Source organism: Pseudomonas viridiflava, from assembly GCF_900184295.1.
Taxonomy (GTDB): Bacteria; Pseudomonadota; Gammaproteobacteria; order Pseudomonadales; family Pseudomonadaceae; genus Aquipseudomonas; species Aquipseudomonas viridiflava.
Genome location: NZ_LT855380.1, coordinates 4,843,612 through 4,865,539 on the forward strand (window position 1 = coordinate 4,843,612; position 21,928 = coordinate 4,865,539).

Consider the following 21,928-nt stretch of genomic DNA (forward strand, 5'->3'; position numbering starts at 1 on the left):
CTCTAAAGTGTGATTTGCAGCATCAACGCCTCTGGCCCGCCTGTTCCCGAGGAACTGCGTGACAGGCCTGGAGGGGAGAATGGCTTAAATTGGCGATTTGGCAAGGCGCAGCGCGGTGTCCTCGACGCAAGCACCTGCCGCACTGACTCGCACGGCGGGCGCACAGCGTTCAAATCAGTCACAGCGTGGAGAGAAATGCACTGTTGCTGCTCTGCCACTGGACGATATCCAGACGCATCTTCTTCTTGTCGAGCTTGCCGACGCTGGTTTTGGGAATTTCAGTAACAAGCGCGATCTGGCTGGGAATGGCCCACTTGTTGATGTGTCCCTGCTCGACGAAAGGCTTGAGATGCTCCTTCAGAATCCGCGCATCCAGCTCATGCCCTTCGCGCACCACCAGCAACGCAAAAGGCCGCTCGCCCCACTGCGGGTCAGGAATCCCGACCACGGCCACTTCGCGTACGGCGGCGTGCCGACTGCACAGGTCTTCCAGCGCGAGAGAGGAAATCCACTCGCCGCCGGTCTTGATCACGTCTTTTATACGGTCACGAATGTCGATGAAACCCATGCCGTCCAGCGTTGCCACATCACCAGTGTGCATCCAGCCGCCCGCCCACATCTCGGCACCCTTTTCAGGCTCTCGGTAGTAACTCTCGCTCAGCCAGGGCGCACGCAACACCAGTTCGCCCTGGGTTTCGCCATCGGCTGGCAAAAAGTTGCCGTGTTCATCGACAATCGCCGCGTCCACCAGCATGCCCGGCACACCCGCCTTGATCCGGTACGTGATGCGCTCGTCTTCACTGCCCGCTTTCAGTTCTTCGTTGATGTGCGCCACGGAAATCAGCGGCCCGGTTTCGGACATGCCGTAAGCCGCCGTGAGCTGAATCCCTTTCGCCTTGGCCGCCTTGTACAGCGTGCGCGTGAGCGAACTGCCGCCGATGATGATCTTCCAACCGCCGAAATCAATGTCGGCAGCAGACTTGGCGTTGAGCAGCATCTGCATGATGGTCGGCACACAGTGGGAGAACGTCACCTTCTCCTTGCGCCACAGCTCGACCAGCAGTTCAGGATCGTAACGGCCGGGATACACCTGTTTTAGCCCGAGCATGGTCGCGGCGTAGGGGACGCCCCACGCATGCACGTGGAACATCGGGGTGATCGGCATGTAAACGTCATCGGTACCCAGCAGCCGCACGCTGTCGATGCAGCCCATGATGGTCGCGACCCCCATGGTGTGCAGGACCAGTTGCCGGTGGGTGAAGTACACACCCTTGGGGTTACCCGTCGTGCCCGTGGTGTAGAACATGGTGGCGACCGAGTTTTCGTCGAAATCCTCGAATTCGTATTCGGGACTCGCCGCCGCCAGCAGTTCTTCGTATTCACCGACCAGGTTCGGCAAATCGGCCGTCTTTTCCGGCAGATCGGTCAGCAGCAGGGTTTTCTCGACGGTGGTCAGGTGCCCGGCAATAGCGTTGTAAAGGCCCACGAACTCGCTATTGACCAGCACGACCCGGTCGTCAGCATGGTTGATGGTGTAGGCAATCTGCTCGGGCGAGAGTCGCACGTTGACGGTGTGTATCACCGCACCAATCATGGGGATCGCAAACATGCACTCAAGATACCGGTGGCTGTCCCAGTCCATGACTGCCACCGTATCACCAGCCTTGACCCCGGCCGCTGTCAGCGCATTGGCAAGGCGACAGATACGTTCATTGAGTTCGACATAGGTGTAGCGAACAGAATCCCGGTAAACGATTTCACGCGTTTTTTCATAGCGACTGCCAGACATCAGAAGTCGTTTGAGCAACAGAGGGTACTGATAAGCGCCATCGGCTGGCGGAAGAACGCGAGTCTGTAACATATGAGTCCCTTTCCAAAGTTCACAGGCCAAGCCTGAAATATGGACTCTAGAGCACCGCCTCGCCAGCCAAATCAGCCAAAATGATGATTTGTTCATCCGAGCCATGCAGGCGTCTGGCCAGCCACTCTCCGCTGAACCTGCTCTCGTCTGTCACGCGAACCTGCACGTTCATTTCTCTGTCACTCAGCGCACCTCGGTCAGCGCAAGCTTCACGCCCAGTGCGATCAACACCCCGCCCATCGCCCGGTCGAACCAGTGGCCCATACGCGCAAAACCGGCGCGCACCCGTGCCTGGCTGAACAGCCGGGCGACCAGGCAGAACCACAAAGCGGTCGCCGCCGCGAGGTAGACACCGTATCCGCCCTGTACCAGCAACGGCGTGTGCGGGTTGATCACCACGGTGAACAGCGACAGGAAAAACAACGTGGCCTTGGGGTTGAGGCCATTGGTGACGAAACCACTCACGTAAGCGCCTTTCGCGGTGCGCTCGCCCGCCGGGGCCTTGATGACGTCATCCGTCGCGCTGGCAGGTTTGGACCGCAGGGCCTTGAAGCCGATGTACAGCAAGTACGCCGCTGCCGCCCATTTCAAGGCGTTGAACAGCACGATGGATTGCGAAACGATGATCCCGATGCCCAACAGCGAATAGCCCACGTGCACGAAAATCGCCGAGCCGACACCCAGCGCCGCCCAGGTACCGGCCTTGCGACCATGGGTAACACTTTCGCGTACCACAACGGCGAAATCGGGGCCGGGGCTGGCGACGGCCAGCAGATGGATCAGCGCGACGGTGAGAAATTCTGGCCAATACATGATTGGTTCTCCTGGAATGTTGGCAAGCCTGGGCTCTGATAGGCTGATCACACTACGCTTTTCATTTTCTCCGCAAAAGGTACAGCTATGAGTAATCCCGGCAGAGCAGTTTTCCTCGACCACACGTCGCTGGATCTGGGCGATCTGGATCTGGGAACACTGCGTGAAAGTGTTGGCGAACTGGTTCTGCACGCCAGTACGACAGCTGAGCAGGTGGCCGAACGCCTGAAGGGTGCTCAGGTTGCAATCAGCAACAAGGTCGTGATCGATGCCGGCACGTTTGCAGCCTGTCCGGACCTCAAGCTGGTTCTGGTCACTGCGACGGGCACCAACAATGTCGACCTGATCTCCGCACGCGAACATGGCGTGACGGTGTGCAATTGCCAGGGTTACGGCACGCCATCGGTGGCCCAGCACACGCTGCTTCTGCTGCTGGCTCTGGCGACGCGCCTGCCGGATTACCAACAGGCTGTGCACCAGGGTCTGTGGCAGAAATCGAAGCAGTTCTGCCTGCTGGATTTTCCGATCGTAGAGCTGGAAGGCAAGACCCTGGGCCTGCTGGGCCACGGCGAACTGGGCGGCGCGGTGGCACGGCTGGCCGAGGCGTTCGGCATGCGTGTGTTGCTGGGGCAGATTCCAGGTCGGCCAGCGCGCGCGGATCGCCTGCCGCTGACAGAACTGTTGCCCCAGGTCGATGCGCTCACCCTGCACTGCCCGCTCAACGACAACACCCGCGACATGATCGGCGCGTACGAACTGAGTCTGATGAAACCTCATGCATTTATCGTCAACACCGCGCGCGGCGGGCTGATCAATGAACAGGCCCTGGCCGACGCACTGCGCAACGGCCATCTGGGCGGCGCAGCGTCGGACGTGCTGAGCGTTGAGCCTCCGGTCGCAGGCAATCCCCTGCTCGCAGGCGACATTCCGCGCCTGATCATCACCCCGCACAGCGCCTGGGGCGCCAGGGAAGCGCGTCAGCGTATCGTCAGCCAGATCACCGAAAACGCCCGGGCATTCTTTGCCGGTGCGCCGGTCAGGGTGGTGAGTGGCTGATCCTTTAAGGCGGCGCAGCGTGCAGGGACGCGGAGCGTCCTGAGCGGCATTCCCACGCGTGAGGAACGATCAGCGTGAGGCAGACCTGATCGCTGGAGGTTCAGGCACTGCGATCCTGCGCCTTTCTCCAGAATGCCCGTTCGCCAATCCTGTTAAACTGCGCGCTTTTTCAGGAGCCATTCCATGGACCCGCGCAGTGAAGTGTTACTCCGTCAGGCCGAGCTGTTTCAGGGCTCGCTGTTGTTGGCCGGATTGCCTGCCGACGACCTGCTCGGGAAACTGCAGCAGGCCCGTGGCTGGTGCTGGCATGCCGGTGATCAGGCTGCGCTGGATGCACGCTTCGAAGGACGCACGCACTTTGGTGTCGAGGCGCCGGAAGAGCCATTCGAGGCCGCCGTGCTGTTCCTGCCCAAGGCCCGCGACCTGACCGATTACCTGCTCAACGCACTGGCCTCGCGCCTTCAGGGTCGCGAGCTGTTTCTGGTCGGTGAAAAACGCGGCGGTATCGAAGCCGCCGCTCGGCAACTGAGTCCGTTCGGGCGTGCTCGCAAGCTGGACAGCGCGCGTCACTGTCAGCTCTGGCAGGTCACCGTCGAGACAGCTCCGCAGGCAGTCAGCCTGGAAAGCCTCGCCAAGCCTTATCAGATTGACCTGCAGGACGGCCCGCTCACCGTCATCAGCCTCCCCGGCGTATTCAGCCACGGTCGTCTGGATCGAGGTTCAGCGCTTCTGTTGGAAAACATCGACAAGCTGCCAAGCGGCAATCTGCTGGACTTCGGCTGCGGCGCGGGCGTTCTCGGTGCTGCTGTGAAGCGCCGCTACCCGCACAACGAAGTCGTAATGCTGGATGTGGACGCATTCGCTACGGCCAGTTCGCGCCTGACGCTGGCGGCCAACGGTCTTGAGGCACAGGTTTTGACCGGTGACGGAATCGATGCGGCGCCCATGGGATTGAACACGATTTTGAGCAATCCGCCGTTTCATGTCGGTGTTCATACTGACTACATGGCCACCGAAAATCTGCTGAGAAAAGCACGCCAACATCTGAAATCAGGTGGCGAACTGCGCTTGGTCGCGAATAATTTCCTGCGCTATCAGCCACTGATCGAAGAGCATGTCGGGGCCTGCGAAGTCCGTGCCCAAGGCAATGGGTTCAAGATCTACAGCGCCAAACGTTCTTGAAATAAGAGCTTGCCGAAAGGATTCTGCAAGGGCAGAATCCGCTCCGTCCTAGGGGAGTAGTCTCCCACGAGCCTCACGCTCGTCCGGCACGTATCAACATACTTGGTCCTCAGACCATGGTGCGTGCGACCCAGAATCCGCTCAGACGGATCGGTGGTTTGACAAGACCTATGACACGAACACCTTACCCGGGGCGGGAAGGCTGTACGTGTCATAGCCGTGTCGACCCGCCCCTTAGGAAACCTGATGCTGGAATCACTCTTAATCCCTACCGCAGTCGTTGCGCTCGCCGAGATCGGTGACAAGACGCAATTGCTCGCGCTCATCCTCGCCGCACGCTTTCGCAAACCCTGGCCCATCATCGCCGGCATCGTCGCCGCGACCCTGGCCAACCATGCGGCCGCCGGCGCAGTAGGGGCCTGGTTCAGCAGCTTCCTTTCCGACGCAGTCCTGCACTGGATTCTGGCCGCAAGCTTCACCGCTACCGCGCTCTGGACTCTGGTTCCGGACAAGATGGACGATGACGAAGCCAGCACGGCACGTAAATTCGGCCCGTTCATGACTACCCTCATCACCTTCTTCATCGCTGAAATCGGCGACAAGACCCAGATCGCGACCGTCATGCTGGCCGCGCAGTATTCGCATCTGTGGCTGGTGATCATCGGCACCACGGTCGGCATGCTGATCGCCAACGTGCCGGTGGTGCTGGCGGGTAATTTCGCAGCAGACAAACTGCCGCTGACCATGATTCGTCGACTGGCCGCCTGTGCCTTCTTCGTACTGGCGCTGGTCGCGGTGTACAAGGCCATGCAGGTCAGTGGCTGGGTTTGATATTTGACGGGATCAGGCGCGTTGCAGGTTGTCAGGCAACGCGCCGTTCATGGAGGTCGATCAGGACTTGGGAGCGCTCTGATACAGCGGCATCACCTTGGGAATCGCAGCCTGCAGAGAGGCAATGCGGTGTTCCGAAGCCGGGTGAGTGCTCATGAACTCAGGCTGGGAACCGCCCGAATTCTGAGTCATTTTCTGCCAGAGGGTGATCGCCGCGTTGGGGTTGTAACCGGCGCGCGCAGCCAACTCAAGGCCCAGTAGATCCGCTTCGTTTTCGTTGCTGCGGCTGTTGGGCAGGGTCATGCTGTAATTAACCGCGGTGTCGGCGAGCGCCATGGTGTCCTGACCCAGACCGAGCAAAGCGCCAGCGCCCTGTTTGGCCATTGCCACGCCGTAAGCCTTGGACATCGCTTCACGTCCGTGTTCACGCAAGGCATGGGCGATTTCATGGCCCATGACCGCAGCGATTTCGTCGTCGGTCAGCTTCAGGGTATCGATCAGGCCCGTGAAGAAAATGATCTTGCCGCCAGGACCGCAGTTGGCGTTCAGGTCATCGCTCTTGATCAGGTTCACTTCCCACTGCCATTGCGCCGAATCGGGACGCAGCTTCGGCGCCTGCGCGATCAGTCGTTTGGCAATCGCATTGACGCGCTTGGCGTCTGAACTGGTGGTGTCCAGCACGCCTTTGCTGCTCGCCTCGCCTACCGTCTGCTGGTAGGACTGGGCGTACATTTTGTTCACTTCATCCGTGGACAGCATGCTGAACATGTACTGCTTGCGCTCGACACCTACCGAATCACCGGTCGTGGTATTGACGGCCTGACACCCGCCGAGCAGTAACGCAGCGCTCAAGGCACAGAGGGCAAATGACTGACGCATGGGTGGATCTCCTTGTTCGTGAGGCGGTCATCCTAGGGCGTGAATACGCCCAGCGCCAGATACCAGCCAATTGCCATATTGGTACATGCCAGTGGTAAATGGTTCCTTGGGTATGCCAGGTGTGTATCAGGCGCGTGTCAGCTTATACACATTTATCAACTCAGCGGCGTCAGACACTCTGGCGCATTGAGCTTCGGGTCGTTCACCAGATTGGCCAGTGGCCGTTCACGCAGCGCGACCTGCGGGGCAGCCAGCAAGGCTTGCAGTTTGGGGAGCGGCGTATCGGGCGACAGCCAGGCTTTCTGACCTTCAGCATCCAGAATCAAGGGACGGCGCTGAGTGGCGGCGGCCTGAGTCACCACTGCGACACTCAGGTAGGTATGACCCTGAACCGGATAGGCTTCCCAGATCGCTGCAAAAAACAAGGCTGAGCCTTCCCCCGGAGTGAGCCAGAACGGACGCTTGCGCGAGGTGCCGCGCCATTCATAGAAGCCATTGGCGGGAAGCAGGCAGCGCCGCTGCTTGAAGGCTTCGCGAAACATGGGCTGTTCGGCCACGGTTTCAGCGCGTGCATGAGCCGGGGTTTTCGACAGATCCGTCAGCCAGGCCGGGGTCAGGCCCCAGCGGGCACGCACCAGTTCGATGTCGCCGCCCTCTTCGGCGGCGCGCATGATCAACACCCAGTCCGCCGGAGAAATATTCCACTGGGCCTGCTGGTCAGCCGGAAAACCGGGCAAGGCCGCGAAGGCGGGGGTCCAGCGAAACAGGGCATAACGTCCACACATGAGGGGTAATCGGACTCTTTAAAGACGGCGTTCAGCACACCAGTACATCGGGAAAACTGTCCGGCTCATCGCCACCGGACAAAGGCGAAGCGGCATTGTACGCAGTGATCAGTTCCCGTGCGCGCTCGACCTTGTCGTCGTCGACAGTGATCCACAGCAGGCCGAACACCGGCAACTCACCCATGCCACCCAGAAGATCACGGCCCGTGAGGCCCGCTTCGATCCCTTCACTGGCCAGCATGCCTTGCAGCAACTCGCCTTCCATGAGGTTTTCCGGCTCGTAGATTCTCTGCATCACTCGTTCTCGGTGCGTACATCCAGCGTCCATTGCTCGCCGTCGGTCTGGAGGTCGAATACGATCGGGCGGCAGCAGACCTGACAGTCTTCAATATACTGTTGATCACCGCCGGACAGATCCAGTAACGCTTCGACGGGCTCGCCGCAGTAAGGGCAGTCGTAACTCTGTAATTCCTGCATCGCGGTCTCCGGGATCAGTTGTGCGTATAATTGCGCCATTCTTTGAAGGTTGTCGTGAAAAACCTGCCTTCTTTTTACCCTATCCGATTCCAACAAGAGAGCATGATGGGCGAATTCGATGCCATCCGACCTTACAACGATTCAGAAGTCCCAGCCGTTCTGGCACGTCTGCTGAGTGATAAAGCCTTTCTCGCGATTCTGACCAAATTCCGTTTTCCTCGTCTGGCGCCTGCGTTCGGCTGGTTTCTGCAACCGACCCTGGCCCGCAAGCTGCGCCGTGAGTTCGCCGGTATCGATTCGGTCGCCACACTGCAGGACAAAGTCGAGTACTACGTCGACCACACCATCGAGCGCGCCACCGACGGCGTCACCTATACCGGCGTCGAGCAACTCAAGTCCGGCTGTGCCTATCTGTTTCTGGCCAACCACCGCGATATCGTGATGGACCCGGCGTTCGTCAACTACGCCGTGTACCACGCAGGCCTGCCGACGCCGCGCATTGCGATTGGCGACAACCTGCTGCAGAAGCCCTTTGTCAGCGACCTGATGCGCCTGAACAAGAGCTTTATCGTGCATCGCTCGATCATCGGGCGACGCGAGAAGATGGCGGCCTATCAGTTGCTGTCGGCGTACATCAATCACTCGATCACCAAGGACTGCCAGTCGATCTGGATTGCCCAGGCCGAAGGTCGCGCCAAGGACGGAGATGACCGTACCGAGTCGGCGATCCTCAAGATGTTTCACATGAGCCGCAAGGATGAGCCTTTCGGCGATGTGATTCGTTCGCTGAACCTGATTCCGGTGTCCATCAGCTACGAATACGATCCCTGTGATCAGGCCAAGGCGCGCGAGCTGTATATCCGCGCCACCACCGGCGTCTACACCAAGACGCCGGGTGAGGACGACGTGAGCATCGCACTGGGCATCACCGGCTATAAAGGTCGCGTGCACGTGAACTTCGCGCCGCCGATCACCGAGCATTTCGAAGACACCAAGCAACTGGCCATCGAAATGGACCGTCAGATCCTCGGCGGCTATCGCCTGTTCCCGGTGCATTACCTGGCGTACGCGCAGTGGACCCATGCCGACCCGGCCCTGAACGTGCCGCTGGCTGCCGACCTGTTCCCTGTCGATGAGCTCAATCGTGCAAAAGATGAATGGGAAAGCAGACTGGCAGGCGCGCCCGCCGAGCACCGTCCTTATCTGGTGCAGCAATATGCGATGCCCGTGCGTAATCAATATCGAGTCAAGGCAGGCCTGGCGCTTTGAATCGCCGGTGATCGTGCCAATTTGATAACGGCCGGACGCGGAGCGTCCTGGGAGGCATTCCCACGCAGAGCGTGGGAACGATCATCATCGTATTCCTCCAAGAGGACTTGCGTATAACGATGAGCGCAGAGCGTTGGAACGAGCGGAGGTCTCCAGGCACACTGATCGTGCCCATGCTCCGCGTGGGCATGCAGCCCGTGACGCTCTGCGTCACAAATAGTGAAGATTGCGCATTCAGTGAGCCAAGCCCACGGCTCGAATCATCCTGTAAGAAATTTCCCTCGCGCTGTCACCTAACCGTAACGCGCCCTCGGCATTGTGTGGCTCCTCAAGAAACGGACTTCCTTCCTTTTGGAGCTTGTCATGCTGCATGCAAAAAACCAGGATCGCCTTTATCTGATCGCGCAGAGCGATGAACAGCAGGAGCTGATCGATGCTTTGGCGTTCAATGTTCAGGACCGCCACTGGCTGGTCTACTGCGCTCTGGGCGGTCACGTTCATCATGATCTGCCGGACATGGACCAAGACACCGGCTTCAGCTTTCTGGACTTCTATCAGCAGGCAGCCTGATCCAGCCAGCGACCTGCAGATGTAAAAAAGCCCGGCCCTCTCATCGAGGGCCGGGCTTTTTATTCAGCGCTGATTTATTGCGACAGGGTCGAACCGATGGTCGGATCCTGGAAAACGCGAGTCAGCGCATCGCTCAGGACATCACTCACCAGCTTGGTGTTGGTTTCCTGGTTAGGCGCCATGCCGAAACGCTGGTCCAGCGACGCAGCATAACGACCGCTGTAGTTACGGCCGTTGTTGCGAACGTCGGCGCGGAAGGTCGAGCTAATGGTGGCTTCGGTCACGTACAAGCCTTCTTTAGGCGACTGATACTTGAGGTCTGCGAGGGTCACGGTCAACTGAGGTGCGTTGCCGCCACCCTGAGTCGGGGTGAAACCCAGCAGACGCACGGCGGCTTCAGCCTGAGCCTGCAGCTTGGGCACGATGTCGTTGCCGCTGACGCTGATCGAACTGGTCTCCGGGTACATGCCGCCGCGCGTGCCCAGCGTCGGTCCAGGACGACCGTCTACCACGCGCACGATGACCGGCTGACCGCGTCCGACAGGCGCGAGTTGTGCGTTCAGCTTGGGTTGCGGGCTGAGTTGTTGCGGGCTATGGGCACAGCCCACCAGGGTCAAACTGCTTACAGCAAGCAAACCGAACAAAAGGCGACGCAGCATGCTCATCTCTCCAAGGACCAGACACTAAATGTGCCGCAGTATAGCGGCGTGCAACACCGGCAAACCAGTGTCCGCCAACCGACAAGGCTGGGACCGTCATAAACCGTGGATGGTTCAGGTTCCCGAGATGTAATCAGGGCGTCATATCTGCGCGGCAGACTTGCCTTCACTGCCTCGACGCTCACTCACGAAAGGAGCTGCGCCATGAATCTTTTCTGGTCCCTCTTCACCGCACGCCCACAGCACCGCCACTACGCCCGCGTGGACCACGCCGGTATCTGCCGCGCGTTCAAGCACTGCGCCGAGCGTCCATCAGGACATGAGTGGGTCGAAGTGACCGAGCAGCGACTCAACTGGTTGAACCGGCCACTGCCCGCTAGCGCCCGTGTTGCGCAGCGTAACGTGCGAGCAACGCGCCGCCAGTTAATCACCGCCTGACCCGATCACGAATAAAAGTCACTTAAACCGATCAATTCCTGTCGTTTCATCGCTATAATCTCCCCCCGATTATAAGGACGTCTCCTGATCGGGCCTCGCAGCACTGCTAATCGCCGTATTAGCGCCTCCGTTCTGCCCACAGAGAGCCGCCCACACAGGTCATTGCACGCCGGTGTGCTCGATGAATGGTGCAGAATCGCTCGAATCCTATCGAACCTTTCTGGTCTGTCAGCGCCTCACCTTGTATGCAGCGATCTGCCAGAGCTGCTATCGCAGCCATTTTTGAGGTTTGGTTCGCGTTTCCAAAAGAACGTGAAAAACGGTTTCACTACTTCACAAGAGTGTGGCGAGCAAATGAATAGGTACGCGTTTGTAAATGCACCATCAGCGTCTGAACCGGCCCTTTCGAACAGGACTGACCGCGACTGCGCCTCCATTACCGGGGCCTGACGACGATCGTCAGGTTCAGGTCGCCTGCGTGACCCGTACCTTGACGATGGTCGAATGGCCGAGCGGGTTCAAACATGCGTTCATGCCTCATTGATGAACCTTGATCGAGCCTGACCGGGACCTGCGCGAGAGATGCGAAAAATTGCGAAGAATCGGACAGGCGATCCTGGCCGGGAAGCGATGGGCACAACCCAGACCCTTGCCCCGACATCCCGGCACACAGCCTCAGGATCGTATGCCGTCAATTTGGTGCTGCAGATTTTGGAGACGCGTTAATGGCGCATAACGAAGCAGTCGATGTAGTACTGGTCGGAGCCGGCATCATGAGTGCCACGCTGGCCGTACTGCTCAAAGAGCTCGACCCCGGCCTCAAGCTGGAAGTCGTTGAGCTCATGGACTCCGGTGCTGCAGAGAGTTCCAACCCCTGGAACAACGCAGGCACCGGCCACGCCGGCCTGTGCGAACTCAACTACACCCCGCCTGCTGCCGATGGCTCTATCGACATCAAGAAAGCGGTGCACATCAACACCCAGTTCGAAGTGTCGAAGCAGTTCTGGGCCTACCTGGCCCGCAAGGGCACCTTCGGTTCGGCGAAGTCGTTCATCAATCCGGTTCCGCACCTGAGCTTCGTTCAAGGCGAAAACGGCATCTCGTTCCTCAAGACCCGCTTCGAGGCGATGCGCAAGCATCACGCGTTCTCGTCGATGGAGTACACCGAAGACAAGGCCAAACTTGCCGAGTGGATGCCGCTGATGATGCCGGGCCGTCCGGCGGACGAAAAAATCGCTGCGACGCGCATGATGAACGGCACCGACGTCAACTTCGGTGCACTGACCAATCAGTTGCTCAAGCACCTTTCCAGCGCGCCTGACGCTCAGGTCAAATACTGCAAACGCGTGACCGACCTGACCCGCAGGGGCGATGGCTGGACCGTGACCATCAAGGACGTGAACAGCGGCGGCACCCGGCAGATCGACGCCAAATTCGTGTTCCTCGGTGCAGGTGGCGCGGCATTGCCGTTGCTGCAGATGTCCGGCATCGAGGAGAGCAAGGGTTTCGGTGGCTTCCCGGTCAGTGGCCAGTGGCTGCGTTGCGACAACCCGGAAGTGGTCAAGCATCACCAGGCCAAGGTCTACAGCCAGGCCGCAGTGGGTTCGCCGCCGATGTCGGTGCCGCACCTGGATACCCGCGTAGTCGATGGCAAGAAGTCCCTGCTGTTCGGACCTTACGCCGGTTTCACCACCAAGTTCCTGAAGCACGGTTCGTTCCTGGACCTGCCGCTGTCGGTGCGCGTGGCCAACATCAAGCCGATGCTGGCGGTGGCCCGCGACAACATGGACCTGACCAAGTACCTGGTCAGCGAAGTGATGCAGTCCATGGAGCAGCGTCTTGAGTCGTTGCGTCGCTTCTATCCGGAAGCCAAAGCCGAAGACTGGCGCCTGGAAGTAGCCGGTCAGCGCGTGCAGATCATCAAGAAAGACGCCAAGAAAGGCGGTGTGCTGCAATTCGGCACCGAACTGGTCTCGGCGAAGGATGGCTCACTCGCGGCGTTGCTCGGCGCTTCGCCGGGCGCCTCGGTGACGGTATCGATCATGCTGGAACTGATCGAACGCTGCTTCCCGGAAAAAACCCGCACCGAGTGGGCTGCCAAGCTCAGCGAGATTTTCCCGGCTCGGGAAAAGGCGCTGGAAACCGACGCAGAGCTTTACGAGCGCGTCAGCACCCAGAACGATGAGAATCTGGAGCTGACTGAAAAAACCAATCAGGAACAGAGCTTCGCCTGATTTGATGGCTGCTCGTTGAATTGAAAAACCCCGTGGACTCCAGCGAGCCACGGGGTTTTTCTTTGTGCGCTTAAAGGCGAAGGATCAAAGACTGCGGGACAGCACCGCGATGTGCTCAGGGCCGATACCGCAGCAACCGCCGATGTGCGTGGCACCGCGCTTGACCCAGTCTGCCGCCCACTGCTGATAACCCTGCGGATCGAGATCTTCGCGCAGTTCATCCAGACCATCGTTCGCCTTGGCGTCCTTGGGTTGCGGCGGGAAGGCGTTGGCGTAGGCACCGATGGCGATATCAGCGTTCAACGTTTTGAACACCTCGCGTGCAGCATCGATGGCGCCGCCAATCACTTCCGGCTGGCTGCAATTGAACAGCAGCGTCGAAACGCCCATTTCAGCCGCTGCACGGGCAGCATCTGCCACGGGCTCGCCTGAACGCAGACGTGGAACTTCGTCAGTGTCTTCGTCCTGCAGCGTGAAGGACAGCCAGAACGGTTTGCCATCTACTGGCAGGCCTGCGCGAATGGTCTGCGCTTCGAGGATGCAGCTCTGGGTCTCGGCCAGCCAGAGATCGACATAGGGCGTCAGACCGGCCACCAACGGCTGCAGGATTTCGGCAGCCCGCTCCGGCTTGTACAAGTCCGGACGGTAGGAGCCGAACAACGGCGGGATCGAACCTGCCACGCGCGCACGGCCACCGGAGGCATCGGCTGAAGCGCGTGCGAGTTTCCCGGCCAGTGCGGCCAGCGCCTGACCTTCCTTCGCAAAGCGCTCTTCGCCGATGTGAAACGGCACCACCGCGTAGCTGTTGCTGGTAATCACCTGAGCGCCACTTTCGATATAAGCGGCGTGCACATCGCTGACGGCCTCGGGTGCTTCGCTCAAGGCCAGTGCGGACCATTCCGGCTGACGAAATGGCGCGCCGCGACGCTGTAGTTCGCGGCCCATGCCGCCATCGAGAATTACAGTTGAGCCTTGGGTCATATGTGATCTACTTATATGTATATGAAAAAAACTCATTATGAGTCAGTCTTGTATAACGTATTTAATACGGCACTTTCATCAAACTACAAACACTTTCTCAGGGGACATCCGTGAAACTTAGCGCTTTGCTGGGCATTGGCCTGGTTACTCTGGCCGCCTCCACTCAAGCCCTGGCCGGCGCCACACTGGACCGCGTGCAGAAGAACAAAGAGCTGGTCAACGTCCTCATGGAAAGTTATCCACCGTTCTCTTTTCTGAACGACAAGAATGAACTGGACGGCTTTGACGTCGACGTCGCCAAGGCAGTCGCACAGAAGCTGGGCGTCAAGTTGCGCCTCGAAACACCGTCCTGGGACGTGATCGCGGCCGGTCGCTGGAGCGGTCGTTACGACATCTGCGTCTGCTCGATGACTCCGAGCAAGGCCCGTGCTGAAGTGTTCAACTTCCCGGTCGAGTACTACGCATCGCCTGCGGTGATCGTGGTCAACGCCAAGGATGACCGCATTCATTCGGCCAAGGACCTGAGCGACAAAAAGGTCGGTCTGACCAGCGCTTCCAGTTATGAAAGTTACCTGAACAAAAACCTCGTAATCGAAGGGGCGGAAGACAAGCCGCTGCAATACCCGTTCGAGAACGTGCAGATCGCCCCGTACGACAACGACAACGTTGCTTTCCAGGATCTGGGACTCGGTGCCGGGGTGCGTCTGGACGCCGTGTTGACCAACCTGGTGACCGCCAAACCGCGACTTGATCAGGACAAGCGCTTCAAGCTGGCCGGTGAGTCTCTGTATGAAGAACCCAACTTCGTCGCCATCGAGAAGAACGACCCCGAGTGGGACGCCAAAGTGCGTGAAGTGTTCGCCGAGCTGAAAAAGGACGGCACCCTCAGCAAGCTGTCGCAAAAGTGGATCGGCGCCGATATCAGTAAATGACTTCTTTCCCACGTCCACCCGAGCAGGCTGATCAAAGCCTGCTCAAGCGCATCTTCGGTTTCCGCACGCGGCTGTACCTGACCTGGCTGGTCATGTTCGTGCTGTTTGCGGGCTTCTTCCTGAGCTTCGACCTGAAGCTGTCGATCATTCTCGACAAGCTGCCCAACCTGATCGGCCTGCACCTTGCGCCCAACGGCTTTCTGCAAGGCGCGGCGCTGACGCTGTTCGTGTCCGTGTGCTCGATCATCGTATCGGTGGTGCTGGGTTTCGTCACGGCGCTGGCAAGGCTGTCCAGCAGTGCTGTGGCCTTCGGCATCGCCAGCTTCTACGCGTCGTTCTTTCGCGGCACGCCGCTGCTGATTCAGATCCTGCTCATCTACCTGGGCTTGCCACAGGTGGGGATTGTGCCGGGCGCGATCATGGCCGGCGTGATCGCCCTGTCGCTCAACTATGGGGCCTACCTGAGCGAGATCTTTCGCGCAGGCATCATCGGTGTCGCGGCGGGACAGAGTGAAGCGGCACTGGCGCTGGGGCTGCGTCCCACCCAGATCTTCTGGCGCGTCACCCTGCCCCAGGCCATGCGCACCATCATCCCGCCGACGACCAATCAGTTCATCTCGATGCTCAAGGATTCGTCGCTGATCTCGGTGATGGGCGTCTGGGAAGTGATGTTTCTGGCGCAATCCTACGGCCGGTCCAGCTATCGCTACATCGAAATGCTGACCACCGCTGCGGTGCTGTACTGGATCATGTCGATCGGGCTGGAGCTGTTGCAGTCCAGACTGGAACGGCATTACGGCAAGGCCTACAAGGCCCGGAAGTAACTCCGAGTCGCTTCAGATCGTGCCCATCGCTCCGCGTGGGCATGCATCCCGTGACGCTCCGCGTCACAAATGGCACAGATTGCGAATTCAGTGGGCCGAGCGCATGACGTGGATAACGCTTGAGCTTGTCCACGCATCTGCGCCACATTCGAGAGCGGACGCGGAGCGTCCTGGGCGGCATTCCCACGCGGAGCGTAGGAACGATCAGCGTGATCTCAGGCACGCCGATCATGCCCATGCTTGTGCTCAGCGTTATGCCCGAGCCTTGCTGCGACCACGGACGGGGGTATGCATTCAGTCAGTCACTTTCGTTTTGCCCACCGTTTTGCGCGTCTTGCGGACTTGTGTATAACGATGAGCGCAGGAGCGTGGGTACGATCACTTAGCCGGCAATCCCTCAGCCGCGCGCCTGTTCGATCAGCTCGATGTATTCATCGGCGTTGCGCTGGTCCTTGATCAGGGCGATGAAATCGTTGCCGTGCTCGTCCTTGCCGTCGAAGTCATGACCGGCTTCCTTGAAGAACACCAGAAAGCGCTCGAAATCGTTGATCCGCAGACCGCGATAGGCCTTGATCAGTTTGTGCAGCGAGGGCGAGGTGGCATCGTAGGGTTCGAAATTCAGGAACAGTTTGATCTGCTCATCACCGATCTCATCGCCAATCAACTGTTTCTTGTCTTTACGCATTGCGGGCTCCACCTGGTCGCAGACACTTTCACGGGCGGGCAGTTTACCCCTGCGTGAGTGTACGGCTCAACGCGCGCGTGCAGGCGTGGTGTGCAGGTCGGCCCAGATGTGACCGTTGGCGTAACTGATGAACTGGCAATACACTTTTTCGTTGCGCAGCAAATCCACAAGAATCCGGTATTGGGCCAGCGGGTAGTAAAGCGTCAGGGTGCGTGAAGGCTCGTCGTAAGCGGGTTTCTTCAGACTCTTGCTGTCGCCCGAATCGAAGTGGATCAGCACCTGCGAAATGGACGCCCCCTTGTTCAAGGACTTGCCCTTGAGGCGCAACAGCAACGACGAAGTGACCGGAATGGGCTGTTGGCTCGACGGTCTCTGATTACCGGCGACGATGGTGTACTCGGTGACCCGCATCAATTGCTGCACCTCGGGTTCACCGACACGCAGGCCCTGTTCGTCGGGCGGCAGGTACTGGTCGTGCATGGGGCTGGCTGACACCGGTACCGCAACGGTCAGACCTGAAAACAGCGCCAGCGCAAGGGCGCCCGGAATCAGTAGCTTCATGCAGAGTGTCCCTGAGAGATGCGGATAGACGCTGCCCCGGTCGCTCGCCAGAGCAGCGATCAGACAGCGTTACATGCCTTTGACGGCGTAGATACCGGCAGCATTGCGCCAGTAGCCCTTGTAATCCATGCCGAAACCGAAGATGTAGCGGTCGATGCATGGCAGGCCGACGTAGTTGGCTTTAAGGTCCGGGCGAGCCTTGCGGTCGTGGTCCTTGTCGATCAGCACGGCGGTATGAACCGCACGGGCTCCAGCGTGTTTGCAGAAGTCGATGATCGCGCCCAGCGTGTGGCCTTCATCGAGGATGTCGTCGATGATCAGCACGTCGCGGTCGATAAACGAGACTTCCGGCTTGGCTTTCCAGAACAGGTCGCCGCCAGTGGTTTCGTTGCGATAGCGGGTCGCGTGCAGGTAGGACGCTTCCAGCGGGAAGTTCAGATGGGTCAACAGCTTGCCCGAAAAGATCAGGCCGCCGTTCATGACGCAAAACACAACCGGGTTGCGTTCAGCCAGTTCGGCATTGATCTGCGCGCCGACACGAGCGATGGCAGCATCGACTTCGGCTTCTGTGTACAGGCAGTCAGCCTCGCGCATGATTTGACGGATATGCTCGAGATCAGCAGACATGAAGCGCTCTCCAGGTGGGGGCAGTGTAAGAAAAGCGGGCAAAGGTACGCATCCGTTCGGCTCAGAGCAAGTGATTCTGGACTAACGTTGCGAGTGTCTTCTAAAAGCAGCGAACGTCCAAGCCAAAGAACAATACTGCACACATCGTAAGACAGTATCGGCTGAATAGATTAATCTAGGCCGTTTTTTTGCCCCCGCTGGAGCCTTTCCTTATGCCCATTCGTGAGATCCGTCATCCGCTGATCCGCCACAAGCTCGGCCTGATGCGCCGCGCAGACATCAGCACCAAGAATTTCCGTGAGCTGGCTCAGGAAGTGGGCGCTCTGCTTACTTATGAAGCCACTGCCGACCTGACGCTGGAAAACTACGATATCCAGGGCTGGGCCGGAACCGTGTCGGTCGAGAAAATCGCCGGCAAGAAAATCACTGTTGTGCCGATTCTGCGTGCCGGCATCGGCATGCTCGACGGCGTGCTCAGCCTGATTCCGGGTGCCAAGGTCAGTGCCGTGGGCGTAGCCCGCAATGAAGAAACCCTGCAGGCCCACACCTACCTCGAGAAGCTGGTCCCGGAAATCGACGAGCGTCTGGCGATGATCATCGACCCGATGCTGGCGACCGGCAGCTCGATGGTTGCCACTATCGACCTGCTCAAGAAAGCCGGCTGCAAGGAAATCCGCGCCATGGTGCTGGTTGCCGCGCCCGAAGGCATTGCCGCCGTGGAAGCTGCACACCCGGACGTGATGATCTACACCGCTTCCATCGATGAGCGCCTCAACGAACACGGTTACATTATTCCGGGCCTTGGCGATGCCGGTGACAAGATTTTCGGCACCAAACAGAAGGACGCATAACCCGATGACGCAGCACGAGTTCAACGATCCACTGTGGCGTACGGTTCTGTCCGGTGCGCAAATGCTGTTCGTGGCTTTTGGCGCGCTGGTCCTGATGCCGCTGATCACCGGACTCGATCCTAACGTTGCATTGTTCACCGCAGGTCTGGGCACGCTGTTGTTCCAGATCGTGACCGGCCGCCAGGTGCCTGTATTTCTGGCATCGAGCTTTGCCTTCATCACCCCGATCATTCTAGCCAAGGGTCAGTTCGGCCTCGCCGCAACCATGGGCGGTGTGATGGCAGCGGGCTTCGTCTACACCTTCCTGGGCCTGGCCGTGAAGATCAAAGGCACCGGTTTTATCGACCGCCTGCTGCCGCCGGTGGTGATTGGTCCGGTGATCATTTCCATCGGCCTGGCCATGGCGCCGATTGCCGCCAACATGGCGATGGGCAAATCCGGTGATGGTGCCGAGCTGATTCATTACCAGACCGCGATGCTGATTTCGATGCCTGCCCTGCTCACCACGCTGATCGTGGCAGTGTTCGGCAAAGGCATCTTCAGACTGGTGCCGATCATTTCCGGCGTGCTCGTCGGTTTTGCGCTGTCGTTCTATTTCGGTGTGGTCGACACGGCGAAGATTGCCGCAGCACCCTGGCTGGCGATCCCGCATTTCACCGCGCCGGAATTCAACTGGCAGGCGATCCTGTTCATCGTGCCGGTTGCCCTGGCTCCGGCCATTGAACACATCGGTGGTGTGATTGCGGTGGGCAGCGTGACCGGTCGCGATTACCTGAAGAAACCGGGTTTGCACCGCACCCTGCTCGGTGACGGCATTGCCACCACCGCCGCAGGCCTGTTCGGCGGTCCGCCCAATACCACGTACGCCGAAGTGACGGGCGCGGTGATGCTGACCAAGAACTACAACCCGAAAATCATGACCTGGGCGTCGATCTTCGCGATCACCCTGGCGTTTATCGGCAAGTTCGGCGCGCTGCTGCAGAGTATCCCGGTACCGGTGATGGGCGGGATTCTGTGCCTGCTGTTCGGTTCGATTGCGGCGGTGGGCATGAATACCCTGATTCGTCACAGGATCGACCTGTCGGAAGCGCGCAATCTGGTGATCGTCTCGGTGACGCTGGTGTTTGGTATCGGTGGCGTGCTGATCGGTACAGGCACTGGCCCGGACGATTTCGGCATGAAAGGCATCGCCCTGTGCGCCGTGACCGCCATCGTGCTGAACCTGATCCTGCCGGGCAATGACAGCTGGAAGAACAAGCAGCTGGATGATCAGTTGCCGTAAGAGCGTTGATCGTGACGCTCTGCGTCGCATCACGGCCGGACGCGGAGCGTCCTGGGAGGCGTTACCACGCGGAGCGTGGTAACGATCTTTCATGCATGCAGGCCGGGACGCTCTGCGTCCCGTTTGAACCAGCGCCTTACAACATCAACGGTGCACGTTCGCAGAGCTTGTTCAACTCACGTGCCCAGTTCGGATCGTCGTTCAGGCACGGTATCAGTACCAACTCCTCCCCGCCCGCTTCCTTGAACTGCTCGGCACCGCGGTCGCCAATCTCTTCCAGCGTTTCAATGCAGTCGGCGACAAATGCCGGACACATGACCAGCAGCTTCTTCACGCCCTGCGCCGCCAGCTCGTCGAGGCGCGCTTCGGTGTAGGGTTCGATCCACTTGGCGCGCCCCAGACGCGACTGGAACGACACCGACCATTTGCCATCGGGGATGCCCATGCGCTTGGCAAAAGCGGCAGCCGATTGCAGGCATTGCGCGCGGTAGCAGGTGGCGAGCACCTCTGCGGGCGCGGTCATGCAGCAGTCTTCCTTGAAGCAGTGCTTACCGGTCGGGTCCAGCTTGTGCAAATGGCGCTCCGGCAGACCGTGAAAGCTCAGCAGCAAGTGGTCATGTGGCTGCTCCAGGTGCGGGCGTACATTGTCCACCAGTGCGTTCAGGTATTCCGGCTGATCGAAGAACGGCTGCAGCAGTGAAAACTGCACCTTCAGCGATTTTGCCCGCACTACACGCTTGGCTTCTTCGATGACCGTGGTGACGGTGCTGTCGGCAAACTGTGGATACAGCGGCGCGAGGGTGACTTTCTTGATGCCCTGCTCTGCCAGCCGCGTCAGCACGGTTTCGATGGAGGGCTCGCCGTAACGCATCGCCAGCTCGACCGGGCCGTGATCCCATTCTTTCTTCATGGCCTGTTGCAGACGCTTGCTCAGCACCACCAGCGGCGAGCCCTCATCCCACCAGATCGACGCGTAGGCGTGAGCAGACTGTTCCGGGCGCTTGATCAGAATCAGCGACACCAGCAGCCTGCGCACCGGCCACGGCAGGTCGATGACGTAAGGGTCCATGAGGAACTGATTGAGGTAGCTACGCACATCTGCCACCTGGGTGGATGCAGGCGAACCCAGGTTGACCAGCAACAACGCGTGATCAGTCATGCAACTTCCTAATTCAATGGCTTTCAGTGTCGACCCAGCAGATCCTGCAGGGCGGTTTTCAGATCGGTAAAACGAAACGTGAAACCGGCTTGCTGCAGACGATCGGGGCGCGCCCGTTGCCCGCCCAGCAGCAGTACCGACAATTCCCCCAGCAGCACTTTGAGCGCCAGCGAAGGCATCGGCATGAAAGCCGGCCGATGCAGGATGCCTGCAAGGGTCTTGGCAAAATCGCGGTTGCGTACGGCCGCAGGCGCACAAAGATTATAAGGGCCGCGGGCATCGTCGAGATTCAACAGAAAATCAATCGCTGCGATTTGGTCCTGAACGTGAATCCAGGGCATCCACTGTCGACCGTTGCCAATCGGGCCGCCCATGCCGAACTTGAACGGCGGCAACAGTTTCTGCAGAAAGCCGCCACGGTCGGACAACACCAGACCGGTGCGTATCAACACCACCCGCACACCCAAGGCTTCACCCCGCTGCGCGGTCTCTTCCCAGGCACCGCACAACTGGCTGGCAAAGTCTTCCTTGGCGGGGTGAGAGGTTTCGTCCAGCTCTCGTTCACCGCTGTCGCCATACCAGCCCACCGCCGACCCGGAGATCATCAGCGCGGGCTTTTGTGTCGCCTTGCCCATCCACGCCAGCAACTGCTCGGTCAGACCGATGCGGCTGTCCCAGAGCATCAATCGACGCTTGCGGGTCCAGGGCCTGTCGGCAATCGGCGCGCCTGCCAGGTTGACGACGGCATCGACGGGCTGATCGCCCAGTTCGTCGAGACGGGCAATGCCCTTCACCGATGATCCGCACAGCTTGGGCACATCAGCGGGCCGTCGACTCCAGACGGTCAATTGATGACCCTGGGTGGACCAGTGTCGGCAGAGCGCTCGTCCTATCAAACCAGTACCGCCGGTCAGCAATATGTGCATGGCAGGTTACCTCGCGTGGCGTTCGTGGCAATTGAGTAGTCTATTT

Annotated in this window: 24 protein-coding genes and 1 riboswitch; of the genes, 11 read left to right on the top strand and 13 right to left on the bottom strand. The window is 59.5% G+C overall.

Going from position 1 to position 21,928, the window contains the following annotated elements; translation table 11 throughout:
* Positions 1–178: 178 nt before the first annotated feature.
* Complete coding sequence (locus tag CFBP1590_RS21775) at positions 179–1,861, bottom strand: fatty acid--CoA ligase (protein ID WP_088235900.1); 1,683 nt, start codon at positions 1,859–1,861, stop codon at positions 179–181.
* A gap of 183 nt (positions 1,862–2,044) precedes the next feature.
* Positions 2,045–2,674, bottom strand: coding sequence for a LysE family translocator (locus tag CFBP1590_RS21780; RefSeq protein ID WP_088235901.1), 630 nt, complete (start codon positions 2,672–2,674; stop codon positions 2,045–2,047).
* Between the two features lie 87 nt (positions 2,675–2,761).
* On the opposite strand from CFBP1590_RS21780, the gene CFBP1590_RS21785 reads away from it, so the two are divergent.
* The 3 genes from CFBP1590_RS21785 (at position 2,762) to CFBP1590_RS21795 (ending at position 5,743) form a co-directional block, all read left to right on the top strand.
* The gene (locus CFBP1590_RS21785) at positions 2,762–3,730 is read left to right on the top strand and encodes a 2-hydroxyacid dehydrogenase (RefSeq protein ID WP_029242109.1); all 969 of its coding nucleotides are present in this window, start codon (positions 2,762–2,764) and stop codon (positions 3,728–3,730) included.
* Positions 3,731–3,913: 183 nt separating this feature from the next.
* Positions 3,914–4,912, top strand: coding sequence for a methyltransferase (locus tag CFBP1590_RS21790; protein ID WP_029242108.1), 999 nt, complete (start codon positions 3,914–3,916; stop codon positions 4,910–4,912).
* 38 nt (positions 4,913–4,950) lie between these two features.
* Positions 4,951–5,089, top strand: a riboswitch (yybP-ykoY riboswitch).
* A 69-nt stretch (positions 5,090–5,158) separates the two neighbouring features.
* Positions 5,159–5,743, top strand: a complete 585-nt coding sequence (locus CFBP1590_RS21795) for a TMEM165/GDT1 family protein (RefSeq protein ID WP_004885157.1) — start codon at positions 5,159–5,161, stop codon at positions 5,741–5,743.
* Positions 5,744–5,803: 60 nt separating this feature from the next.
* On the opposite strand, the gene CFBP1590_RS21800 is transcribed toward CFBP1590_RS21795, so the two are convergent.
* From CFBP1590_RS21800 to CFBP1590_RS21815, 4 genes are all read right to left on the bottom strand, one after another.
* The gene (locus tag CFBP1590_RS21800) at positions 5,804–6,622 is read right to left on the bottom strand and encodes a M48 family metallopeptidase (protein WP_029242107.1); all 819 of its coding nucleotides are present in this window, start codon (positions 6,620–6,622) and stop codon (positions 5,804–5,806) included.
* A gap of 155 nt (positions 6,623–6,777) precedes the next feature.
* Positions 6,778–7,407, bottom strand: a complete 630-nt coding sequence (locus CFBP1590_RS21805) for an SOS response-associated peptidase (protein WP_029242106.1) — start codon at positions 7,405–7,407, stop codon at positions 6,778–6,780.
* 31 nt (positions 7,408–7,438) lie between these two features.
* Complete coding sequence (locus CFBP1590_RS21810) at positions 7,439–7,702, bottom strand: putative signal transducing protein (RefSeq protein WP_004885160.1); 264 nt, start codon at positions 7,700–7,702, stop codon at positions 7,439–7,441.
* Positions 7,702–7,884 (bottom strand): CPXCG motif-containing cysteine-rich protein, encoded by a 183-nt coding sequence (locus tag CFBP1590_RS21815; protein WP_025996322.1) that lies wholly within the window; start codon positions 7,882–7,884, stop codon positions 7,702–7,704. The genes CFBP1590_RS21810 and CFBP1590_RS21815 overlap by 1 nt, the downstream gene beginning before the upstream one ends.
* A gap of 105 nt (positions 7,885–7,989) precedes the next feature.
* Here CFBP1590_RS21815 and CFBP1590_RS21820 point away from each other — a divergent pair, with 105 nt between their 5' ends.
* Together CFBP1590_RS21820 and CFBP1590_RS21825 are read left to right on the top strand one after the other, a co-directional pair.
* Positions 7,990–9,153, top strand: coding sequence for a 1-acyl-sn-glycerol-3-phosphate acyltransferase (locus CFBP1590_RS21820; RefSeq protein WP_058431000.1), 1,164 nt, complete (start codon positions 7,990–7,992; stop codon positions 9,151–9,153).
* A 363-nt stretch (positions 9,154–9,516) separates the two neighbouring features.
* Positions 9,517–9,723, top strand: coding sequence for a hypothetical protein (locus CFBP1590_RS21825; RefSeq protein ID WP_004879742.1), 207 nt, complete (start codon positions 9,517–9,519; stop codon positions 9,721–9,723).
* A 74-nt stretch (positions 9,724–9,797) separates the two neighbouring features.
* On the opposite strand, the gene CFBP1590_RS21830 is transcribed toward CFBP1590_RS21825, so the two are convergent.
* Positions 9,798–10,382, bottom strand: a complete 585-nt coding sequence (locus CFBP1590_RS21830; protein ID WP_025993200.1) for a YajG family lipoprotein — start codon at positions 10,380–10,382, stop codon at positions 9,798–9,800.
* 204 nt (positions 10,383–10,586) lie between these two features.
* Here CFBP1590_RS21830 and CFBP1590_RS21835 point away from each other — a divergent pair, with 204 nt between their 5' ends.
* Together CFBP1590_RS21835 and mqo are read left to right on the top strand one after the other, a co-directional pair.
* Positions 10,587–10,820 (top strand): hypothetical protein, encoded by a 234-nt coding sequence (locus CFBP1590_RS21835; protein WP_029242149.1) that lies wholly within the window; start codon positions 10,587–10,589, stop codon positions 10,818–10,820.
* A gap of 725 nt (positions 10,821–11,545) precedes the next feature.
* The gene (gene mqo, locus CFBP1590_RS21840) at positions 11,546–13,054 is read left to right on the top strand and encodes a malate dehydrogenase (quinone) (protein ID WP_058430999.1); all 1,509 of its coding nucleotides are present in this window, start codon (positions 11,546–11,548) and stop codon (positions 13,052–13,054) included.
* Positions 13,055–13,138: 84 nt separating this feature from the next.
* Here mqo and CFBP1590_RS21845 read toward each other — a convergent pair whose 3' ends face one another.
* Positions 13,139–14,035 carry a homocysteine S-methyltransferase family protein gene (locus tag CFBP1590_RS21845; RefSeq protein WP_025993203.1) on the bottom strand — a complete coding sequence of 299 codons (897 nt, stop codon included), beginning with the start codon at positions 14,033–14,035 and terminating at the stop codon, positions 13,139–13,141.
* Between the two features lie 110 nt (positions 14,036–14,145).
* Between CFBP1590_RS21845 and CFBP1590_RS21850 the strand changes: the two genes are divergently transcribed.
* Both CFBP1590_RS21850 and CFBP1590_RS21855 read left to right on the top strand, forming a co-directional pair.
* Positions 14,146–14,967, top strand: coding sequence for an ABC transporter substrate-binding protein (locus CFBP1590_RS21850; protein ID WP_004879750.1), 822 nt, complete (start codon positions 14,146–14,148; stop codon positions 14,965–14,967).
* The gene (locus CFBP1590_RS21855; protein ID WP_004879752.1) at positions 14,964–15,791 is read left to right on the top strand and encodes an amino acid ABC transporter permease; all 828 of its coding nucleotides are present in this window, start codon (positions 14,964–14,966) and stop codon (positions 15,789–15,791) included. Before CFBP1590_RS21850 ends, CFBP1590_RS21855 begins: the two co-directional genes overlap by 4 nt.
* A 397-nt stretch (positions 15,792–16,188) precedes the next feature.
* Here the strand turns inward: CFBP1590_RS21855 and CFBP1590_RS21860 are convergent, their stop codons facing one another.
* From CFBP1590_RS21860 to CFBP1590_RS21870, 3 genes are all read right to left on the bottom strand, one after another.
* On the bottom strand, positions 16,189–16,476 hold the full coding sequence (locus CFBP1590_RS21860; protein ID WP_029241314.1) for a PA4642 family protein: 288 nt from the start codon (positions 16,474–16,476) through the stop codon (positions 16,189–16,191).
* Positions 16,477–16,542: 66 nt separating this feature from the next.
* Complete coding sequence (locus tag CFBP1590_RS21865) at positions 16,543–17,037, bottom strand: hypothetical protein (RefSeq protein ID WP_029241315.1); 495 nt, start codon at positions 17,035–17,037, stop codon at positions 16,543–16,545.
* 69 nt (positions 17,038–17,106) lie between these two features.
* Entirely contained in the window at positions 17,107–17,664 is a 558-nt protein-coding gene (locus CFBP1590_RS21870) for a hypoxanthine-guanine phosphoribosyltransferase (protein ID WP_004879756.1), read from the bottom strand.
* A gap of 212 nt (positions 17,665–17,876) precedes the next feature.
* On the opposite strand from CFBP1590_RS21870, the gene upp reads away from it, so the two are divergent.
* Together upp and CFBP1590_RS21880 are read left to right on the top strand one after the other, a co-directional pair.
* Complete coding sequence (gene upp / locus CFBP1590_RS21875; protein ID WP_004879758.1) at positions 17,877–18,515, top strand: uracil phosphoribosyltransferase; 639 nt, start codon at positions 17,877–17,879, stop codon at positions 18,513–18,515.
* Positions 18,516–18,519: 4 nt separating this feature from the next.
* Entirely contained in the window at positions 18,520–19,797 is a 1,278-nt protein-coding gene (locus CFBP1590_RS21880) for a uracil-xanthine permease family protein (protein ID WP_004879760.1), read from the top strand.
* A gap of 136 nt (positions 19,798–19,933) precedes the next feature.
* On the opposite strand, the gene hemH is transcribed toward CFBP1590_RS21880, so the two are convergent.
* Both hemH and CFBP1590_RS21890 read right to left on the bottom strand, forming a co-directional pair.
* Positions 19,934–20,956 (bottom strand): ferrochelatase, encoded by a 1,023-nt coding sequence (gene hemH, locus CFBP1590_RS21885; protein WP_025993206.1) that lies wholly within the window; start codon positions 20,954–20,956, stop codon positions 19,934–19,936.
* Positions 20,957–20,979: 23 nt separating this feature from the next.
* A complete protein-coding gene (locus CFBP1590_RS21890; protein WP_058430997.1) occupies positions 20,980–21,882 on the bottom strand; it encodes a TIGR01777 family oxidoreductase in 903 nt (300 codons plus the stop codon).
* Positions 21,883–21,928 lie beyond the last annotated feature (46 nt).